The organism is Rhizobium sp. BK379, assembly GCF_014193955.1.
Taxonomy (GTDB): Bacteria; Pseudomonadota; Alphaproteobacteria; order Rhizobiales; family Rhizobiaceae; genus Rhizobium.
Genome location: NZ_JACIAD010000007.1, coordinates 416,557 through 423,440 on the forward strand (window position 1 = coordinate 416,557; position 6,884 = coordinate 423,440).

At 52.3% G+C, this 6,884-nt stretch carries 8 protein-coding genes; 3 read left to right on the forward strand and 5 right to left on the reverse strand.

Annotated elements, in window-relative coordinates; all coding sequences use genetic code 11:
* The first annotated feature begins 51 nt into the window (after window positions 1-51).
* A complete protein-coding gene (locus FHT93_RS28090) occupies window positions 52-2,001 on the forward strand; it encodes a recombinase family protein (protein WP_183850527.1) in 1,950 nt (649 codons plus the stop codon).
* Between the two features lie 4 nt (window positions 2,002-2,005).
* Here the strand turns inward: FHT93_RS28090 and FHT93_RS28095 are convergent, their stop codons facing one another.
* The gene (locus FHT93_RS28095) at window positions 2,006-3,022 is read right to left on the reverse strand and encodes a hypothetical protein (RefSeq protein WP_183850529.1); all 1,017 of its coding nucleotides are present in this window, start codon (window positions 3,020-3,022) and stop codon (window positions 2,006-2,008) included.
* An 85-nt stretch (window positions 3,023-3,107) separates the two neighbouring features.
* On the opposite strand from FHT93_RS28095, the gene FHT93_RS28100 reads away from it, so the two are divergent.
* Entirely contained in the window at window positions 3,108-3,398 is a 291-nt protein-coding gene (locus tag FHT93_RS28100; protein ID WP_183850531.1) for a hypothetical protein, read from the forward strand.
* Between the two features lie 24 nt (window positions 3,399-3,422).
* Here FHT93_RS28100 and FHT93_RS28105 read toward each other — a convergent pair whose 3' ends face one another.
* A complete protein-coding gene (locus FHT93_RS28105; RefSeq protein WP_183850533.1) occupies window positions 3,423-3,869 on the reverse strand; it encodes a hypothetical protein in 447 nt (148 codons plus the stop codon).
* Between the two features lie 464 nt (window positions 3,870-4,333).
* On the opposite strand from FHT93_RS28105, the gene FHT93_RS28110 reads away from it, so the two are divergent.
* Window positions 4,334-4,867, forward strand: a complete 534-nt coding sequence (locus FHT93_RS28110; protein ID WP_183850535.1) for a hypothetical protein — start codon at window positions 4,334-4,336, stop codon at window positions 4,865-4,867.
* A gap of 28 nt (window positions 4,868-4,895) precedes the next feature.
* Here the strand turns inward: FHT93_RS28110 and FHT93_RS28115 are convergent, their stop codons facing one another.
* From FHT93_RS28115 to FHT93_RS35450, 3 genes are all read right to left on the reverse strand, one after another.
* The gene (locus tag FHT93_RS28115; RefSeq protein ID WP_183850537.1) at window positions 4,896-5,384 is read right to left on the reverse strand and encodes a hypothetical protein; all 489 of its coding nucleotides are present in this window, start codon (window positions 5,382-5,384) and stop codon (window positions 4,896-4,898) included.
* A gap of 81 nt (window positions 5,385-5,465) precedes the next feature.
* Entirely contained in the window at window positions 5,466-6,065 is a 600-nt protein-coding gene (locus FHT93_RS28120) for a hypothetical protein (protein WP_183850539.1), read from the reverse strand.
* 427 nt (window positions 6,066-6,492) lie between these two features.
* The coding region (locus tag FHT93_RS35450) for a hypothetical protein (RefSeq protein WP_210299418.1) at window positions 6,493-6,884 on the reverse strand (392 nt) is incomplete at its 5' end.

Sequence of the window (6,884 nt, forward strand, 5' to 3'; positions counted from 1 at the left end):
GAATTTTAAGGGCTTTGCTGTATTTGGGGCGAAGGCAAAGGTTGTGCAGACATGAGTGCATTAGACGAAAGACCTATAGCATATTCTTACGTTCGCATGAGTTCTCAGCAGCAGATCAAGGGCGATAGCCTACGACGCCAGCTGGAACTTTCCGAAGAATACGCAAAGCGAAACAATCTCAATCTCGACAACAGTCTCCGAGATATCGGCGTTTCCGTCTGGACAGGTGCAAACGTCAAAACCGGCGCACTTGGCCGCTTCCTAGAATTGGTGCAGACCGGACGTGTAACAGCTGGCTCCTACCTGCTCGTTGAAAGTCTCGACCGATTGAGCCGAGAACGCGTAATCGATGCGCTTGAACCGTTCCTGAGCATTCTACGAGCGGGCATTATCGTCATCACCCTCGCAGACAGGCCGGTTTATTCGGCTGAAACCGTTGGCGACAACTTCACTCAGCTGATGATGTCTTTGGCGATCATGGCTCGTGCCCATGAAGAAAGCCAAATCAAGCCTCATCGCATTTCGCAGGCCCATGCACGACGTAGAGCAGATGCAGCGAAAGGCCACGGAAAGTTTAGTGGTCAGATGTGGGGCTGGATTGATCAGGTCGAAGTTGCCCCGAAGAAATTTGAATACCGGCTGAATGATCACGCGAAGACCGTCGCCAAAATATTCGAAATGTCCGACACCGGCTACGGCTGCTTAAAGATTGAGCGCGAACTCATCAGACTGAACATGATGGGCATAAAGGGTAAGCCACTCAGCCAAGGCAATATCAACGCGTTGCTCAAGAACGAAGCCGTTATCGGGACGTATCAGCCCACGCATGTCGTGGAAGATAAGAAAGTGCCCTATGGCGAGCCCCTAAAGAATTTCCTGCCCGCTGCGGTTAACGAAAACGTTTATTGGCGGGTGCGACGGAATAAGCGGCAACCGGCGACGCGTGGACGCAAAGGTCCGGCAATGACCAACCTGTTCCCCGGCCTACTCACATGCGGGCATTGTGGTGCGCGCTTAATGATGAGCATAGGCGGCTCGCCGAAGCAGCGTTACCTCTATGTTCAATGCTCGCGGAAATACGTTGGACTGGACTGCGCATATCCAAAAGGGACATTCCGCTATGATGTGCTCGAAAAGGCCATTCTCGACAACGTGACGGAATTCCAGCACGACTTCAGCGCTGGCGATCCGATGAAGGCACGGAGCAATCTGGCAGATCAATTGAGCCGCAATGAACGGAAACTTGCGGAACTTGAGGAGCAGCGGGCCAATATCAAGGCGATGATGGCTTTTGCCGAAACCGATGAACACCGACGCGATATCGCAGCAGACTTCGCTTCTAGACGATCAGCTGTTGAGGAAGCAAAAGCGGAAATCGCTCGCTTAGAAATCGAACTGCAGACATTCGACATTCGACGCCGTGAAAGCAGCGAGTTTGCCGACAGGATCAAAATCGAGCGGATGCTTTGGACCACGGGCGACCAACATGCGATTTATGATAGCCGATCACGTGTGGCCCTGCTCATCCGCAAAACCCTGTCCGACATCAGCGTCAATTTCGAGAAGAAGGAGGCGATGGTGTTGATCGGCACAGAACGCGCTTACCTTTTCGATAAAACCGGCAGCATGATCAATTCCTTCGATGCTCGGAAGGCTGGCTTCTACGACACCGGCACGAGGTATTTTGCAACTCAAATTGATGACGATGGAAACGAGCAGATCGTTGCGCTGCGCCCTCGGCCTTGGGGCAGAAGGGAAATGACTGCTGATATTCCGGTGGAAACCATCGGTGAAGGTGAAAATAAACAGATTTCACCCGACACGGTGGAAGCGCAACAAGATCGGATCGCACTCATCGAACGCCTCCATGAAACGCCAAGCCAAAAAGAGGCGACAGTCAATCCCCGCTTGAACGACCCCGACGTGATTGCACTAAAAGAGCGTCGTCGTCAGGGTGATCTTCCGAACTACCACCCCGGCAGAAAGCCTCACTCAAAGTGAAAGTTTAAGTCGCGCCGTTGATCGTGCCCGTATTGTTCAGCGTGCGGGCCGAACCCGTAATTGCCGCACCAGCAGCGCCACCGGCTGCACCAGCAGTACCGCCGCCATTGTTGCCGCCGCCACCGGTAGCACCAGTACCACCGGCAAGACCCCAATTGCCGCCAGCTGCGCCAGTACCACCCGTACCCGCGTTTGATCCGCCAGCAGCGCCACCGGAACCACCGGTCAATGAGCCGTCGCTGCCCTGACCACGGCCACCATTACCGCCGCCACCGCCAGACGTGTAGTTCGTCACAGTGTATTCTCGATAAAGCGAGAAATAGCGATCCGGTGGATACGGATCGTCTTGGCCGCCGTATTCAACAAATGCGTAGCGATGATATGTGTAAGCACCGATTGATCTAGGATCGGCTTCGGGATAGCCACTGCTGAGAATTACCGAGCCAGCCCATAGAATAGTGTCTTGGTTTGCACCTGTTCGCAACCAATAGTATGCGCCGCCTGATCTCTGATAGACCGGGCCTTCTGTAGCTGTTGAATAGTAGTAGCCGGGACCGCCGTTGCCACCACGGCCACCACCGCCACCACGAATAGCGCCGCTATTGTTGATGGTAATGCCGGTTTGCTGGACATTGATGGCGTGACCACCAGCGCCGGAATTCGCAGCACCACCAGCGCCATGAATGGAGCCCGCGTTGTTGATGATGATTTCACCGACACCACCGGTTCCCGTTCGAAGTGCAGGAGTGCCCGCACTTGTCGAACCGATGATAACGCCGGGTAGAATTTCGATGCGCTTTTTCTTCTGGTCTGCCCAATCCGCTGCGCTGAATAGGTTCTGTACGACGACGTTGTTGGTGTTCGCGGAGATTGTTGCGACAACTTCCGCTGCATAAACCTGTGTCCATGTGCCTGCGTTCTTTTCGAGAACCTTTTGCGCTGGAACCCATACGCCAGCCTGTCGCACGTAGACGCTTTTAACAAGGGTCCACGTGCCGTTGTTTTTGACTGAAATGCTCATCTGTGCACCTCAGATCAAATACCAAACATCGCCATCAGCACCACCCGAGGGCGCACTAGTCGAGATTGTCAGGGCACGACGGCCATTGCTGCCGACCATCGTCTGTACGAATGCGGTTGTTGCAGCGGCTGTGCTACCCCACGGGCCAAACTACAATCCCATGGCAGTTGTGAATGCGGCGAATTCCTTGTTGAACCGAGCATGGGGTGCGCCAAAGCAACAGGTCGATGTCGATGTCACCCACAAGCAGGATTGGTCAGCCCTGATTAGTGCGCTGGACGCGCATAACGTTGCGAAAACCCTTACTCGGAGGGACGCACCCTTGGTGATTGAGGGCGATGTTATCGAGCTGGTGCAGGAAGACGATCCGGAGTGAATGTCCTCTACAGAGGATACAGGCCTAAAGAATTACCTTGTAATCTTTTCCCTGTAGGACGTAGCCGACGCCCTTGCGGTTCTCAATCCCGAGTTCAGGTCCTGCCCTCCACAGCATCGTCGAGAGAACCATTTCGGGATCTTTCCCCCATATCTTGATCCCCTGTCGGTCAAGGGATTTGTAGATTTCGCTACGGGAAAGAGGCTTTTCAGAATCCTCAAGCATCTGCCGTACGATCTTGGCGACCTTCTCCTTTGAAGGGTTGATTCGTATCTTGCCGCCGACGCGAACGGGCATCTTCTTCGACTTATCCACAACTGGTGCGATTTCACCAGCTGTAAGTTCACTGTATGTTCCTTCCATGTCGCTGATAGCCTTTTCAATGCTTGCCAACTGCGATTTCAATTTATCGCGTTCTTCATGCAGTTGATCTAAAAGGGTTTTTAGCGATTGCGCGATATCGAACGACATGGTTGTCTCCCAACTGAATGTTGGGAACAGTATGGGAATTTTCCCGTGATATCAATTGGTTTATCCGATTTTGCCACAACGCCGAATGCTGATCTTGCACGGAACGGATTCATCCGGTACGATCTTAATCAATTCTTAATGGGGTGAAGTCGGACGGGTCAGGTCACCCTAAGGCTCCACCCCAATAAGAAGACCGAATGGCGAGTTAGAAACCCAGAGGTGTCTCGCACGTCGTTCGGGGATACGGTAATGCCGAAGCAGTACCTCTTTCGTCGCGGTTAGAGTCTAGCAAAGGCTTCCGGTCTGGTCAAATGCGAGGCATCCAAAGGACAACACAATGTCTGTATCGATGTCACGTGCATGCCACTGGGTACACTCTTATGTCCGTTTTCGGTTCGGCCGTCTCGAACACGTTAGGGCGCATTGGAGGTGCTGCGGCTAAGCACTAATTGGGGGTGGCGCGAATGCCATCCTCATTCTCCCCTTCAATCGAGATACCGATGCTCTCGAACGCACCGACCGACAATCTCTACAAGTTCGCAACGTTTATCGGTATGGCGCTATTCGTGTTCTGCACATGGCAGATGTCGGACACTGCGCAGCAGATCGAGAGGCAACTCTATGACACGCGGATGCAACAGCACATTCTAATGCTTCGGCTCCGAGACAGTCAGGCCTCGCTTGAACGTCTTGAACAGGCAACGGACAACCCTACGGACCAGCAAAAAGAAATCTTGAAGAAACAGTTGGATGCGCTTGGCCGTGAAAGCGAAACGATGCGGACGCAGTGGGAAACCAACCTCGTTGAAGAAGGCCGCGCACAACTCCACCAACTCCAATACGTTGAAGACGACAAGACGCTGTTGCAGGTGGGACAGTGGGGTGGACTGGCGCTGTCGGTAATCGGGATCGTGCTTTGGTACCTGCTGCATCAACGCCATCAGGACGGCTTACTCCGACAGCAGCGACAGAGCGCAGAAGTGAATAAGACAATCTGAAAAACCAAATGGTTGGCGTTTTTCCTCGTCAATCTACCTTCTCGCATTTACCGAGCTGGATATACGGTGTCCCAAATGTCTGATTGTCTTTAGGCTGCATGTAGCTGCCCTCACCCCACGCCTCGTACTTCAGGTAATCAAGATCGAATATGTAACGGTCGGCGATCCAACGGCACTCAACGCGGTCGGATGGAGAAACAATCTCAAAACCGAACTCCTGATTCATACAGGTACGATATTCGCCTAGTGCGGAAGTTTTCAGATTGACACTATAAACCCAGTTTTTCTCATAATCTGGCCCGTCTTTCCGCAAAGACTTCACCCTTATCGAAATGCCATCGTCAGGCGTTTTGAATGTCGATGGCGTCCACGTGTCAGCATTCACGTCGTGCGCCATCCCGGCTGTTGCGAACGGACGGCAATAGTAGATTCCGGAGCGATCAACAGGGTCGGTGGGATCGGCAGCAAGTGCTGGTGCGGAAATCAAAACGACAGCAACGATTAAGGCAGTTCTCACAATGGTCTCCCTTTGAAATGTTCTGATATCATATCAGATGGTTGGCGATGTTATCGAGCTGGTGAAGGAAGACGACGAAACCTAAGACACCGCTTTCTTGCGAAGCCGCTCCTGCTCCTCCTTTCGCACTTCGGCCCGCTTCTCGTTTAACAGGTCAATGAAATCACTTTGATATTTCGGGTCGTGCGCCGCTTTGAAGATTTTATTGATCTTGGCGAGCCCGGAATCCTGCCTGATCATGTGGATGAGGTTCTTGCGATCTCTCGCATAGCGCTCGCGGTATTCCTCTTGCTCGGACTCAGACATGTTGTGGTAATCGTCGAGCCCCATGTTCAAAGCAACCGCCGACATTGCGATATCATCGTTGATGAAGAAGCCGTGTTCACTGGCGAAATCGATAAAATCGTAGACCGAGTTGGAAACGGCATCCTTGATTTCTTCTGGCTTTGACAGTTCCCCGGTGAAGACTTGGATCGAGATAACCTGCTTGTTGAGCAAATTGTAGAACTTCTCATAGGCTTCAATGCGTTTGGTGAAGACAATCGAAGCGTGGGCATCGGCACGATTACGGCGACGGATGAATTCGGCGATCAATGCGGAAACGACAACTGAAATAATACCGCTGAGTGCTGTAAAGAGTGTGGCGAGGGGAATTAACGTGAGCCATTGACTAGAAGTCATTCAATATTCTCCCTGAAAAGTTGCGATATCATATCAAAAGGCTGGCGATGTATAGAAGGATTTGCAAGCGCAAGCAGGGGGGTCAAAAGACTGTGCCCGCCCTGAGAAAACGCTCAGCGGGGCCAATAGAGCCCCGTTCGCTGCGATGCAGAGCCCGCACGCAACGTAACGCATGGCAGACAGATGCAAGCGAGTGACTGTCCTGTGGTGCAAGCGATGTATATCGCAGACCCTGATTCCCCTTCCTCCGTAATGCTCATAGCCGCTTGCCTTCGGATTGTAGCAGCGCTGCTTCATGTTTAGCCATGCTCGATAAAGCGTCTCGTCTCTCACCGTAACCTCCTGTCTGGTTGTTACGGCTATTTATGCGGGCACGGTCGATTATCATGGCAATTCAGGGCAACCTAAAAAAGAAATACGGTGATGTTTACGGTCTCGTTCTTAGTGCGCCTTTCGACAGGTCCTTGATGACTTTGAAGTACAGATTCGAAGGGCGCGTCCTGTAAAGCGCAATATCTGGATCAATGTTGTCTCTCAGTTTCTGGAGGTTTCGCATGTTAACCTCACACCGAGAGCCGACGTATATCTCCTTGAGCCGCATGTCAGTGCTAAAAGGCTCGAAATAGAGACCGGAAACAAGATCCGGATCTTTCAAATCGATCAAATGCCGGTACTCCGCTTCGTACTCCCACTCATAGAATTTGATCAAACCGATTTTATCAAGAGAGCTGGCTCGGGAAATCTGCACAGCCAGGATAAGTGGAATTTCTGCCTGACTTCGGCTTAGATGCCGGGAACAGGAGAGACCATGACGAGACG

Coding starts and splice junctions, on each gene's coding strand:
- FHT93_RS28090 (WP_183850527.1), top strand. CDS start 52: ATGAGTGCATTAGACGAAAGACCTATAGCATATTCTTACGTTCGCATG.
- FHT93_RS28095 (WP_183850529.1), bottom strand. CDS start 3,022: ATGAGCATTTCAGTCAAAAACAACGGCACGTGGACCCTTGTTAAAAGC.
- FHT93_RS28105 (WP_183850533.1), bottom strand. CDS start 3,869: ATGTCGTTCGATATCGCGCAATCGCTAAAAACCCTTTTAGATCAACTG.
- FHT93_RS28110 (WP_183850535.1), top strand. CDS start 4,334: ATGCCATCCTCATTCTCCCCTTCAATCGAGATACCGATGCTCTCGAAC.
- FHT93_RS28120 (WP_183850539.1), bottom strand. CDS start 6,065: ATGACTTCTAGTCAATGGCTCACGTTAATTCCCCTCGCCACACTCTTT.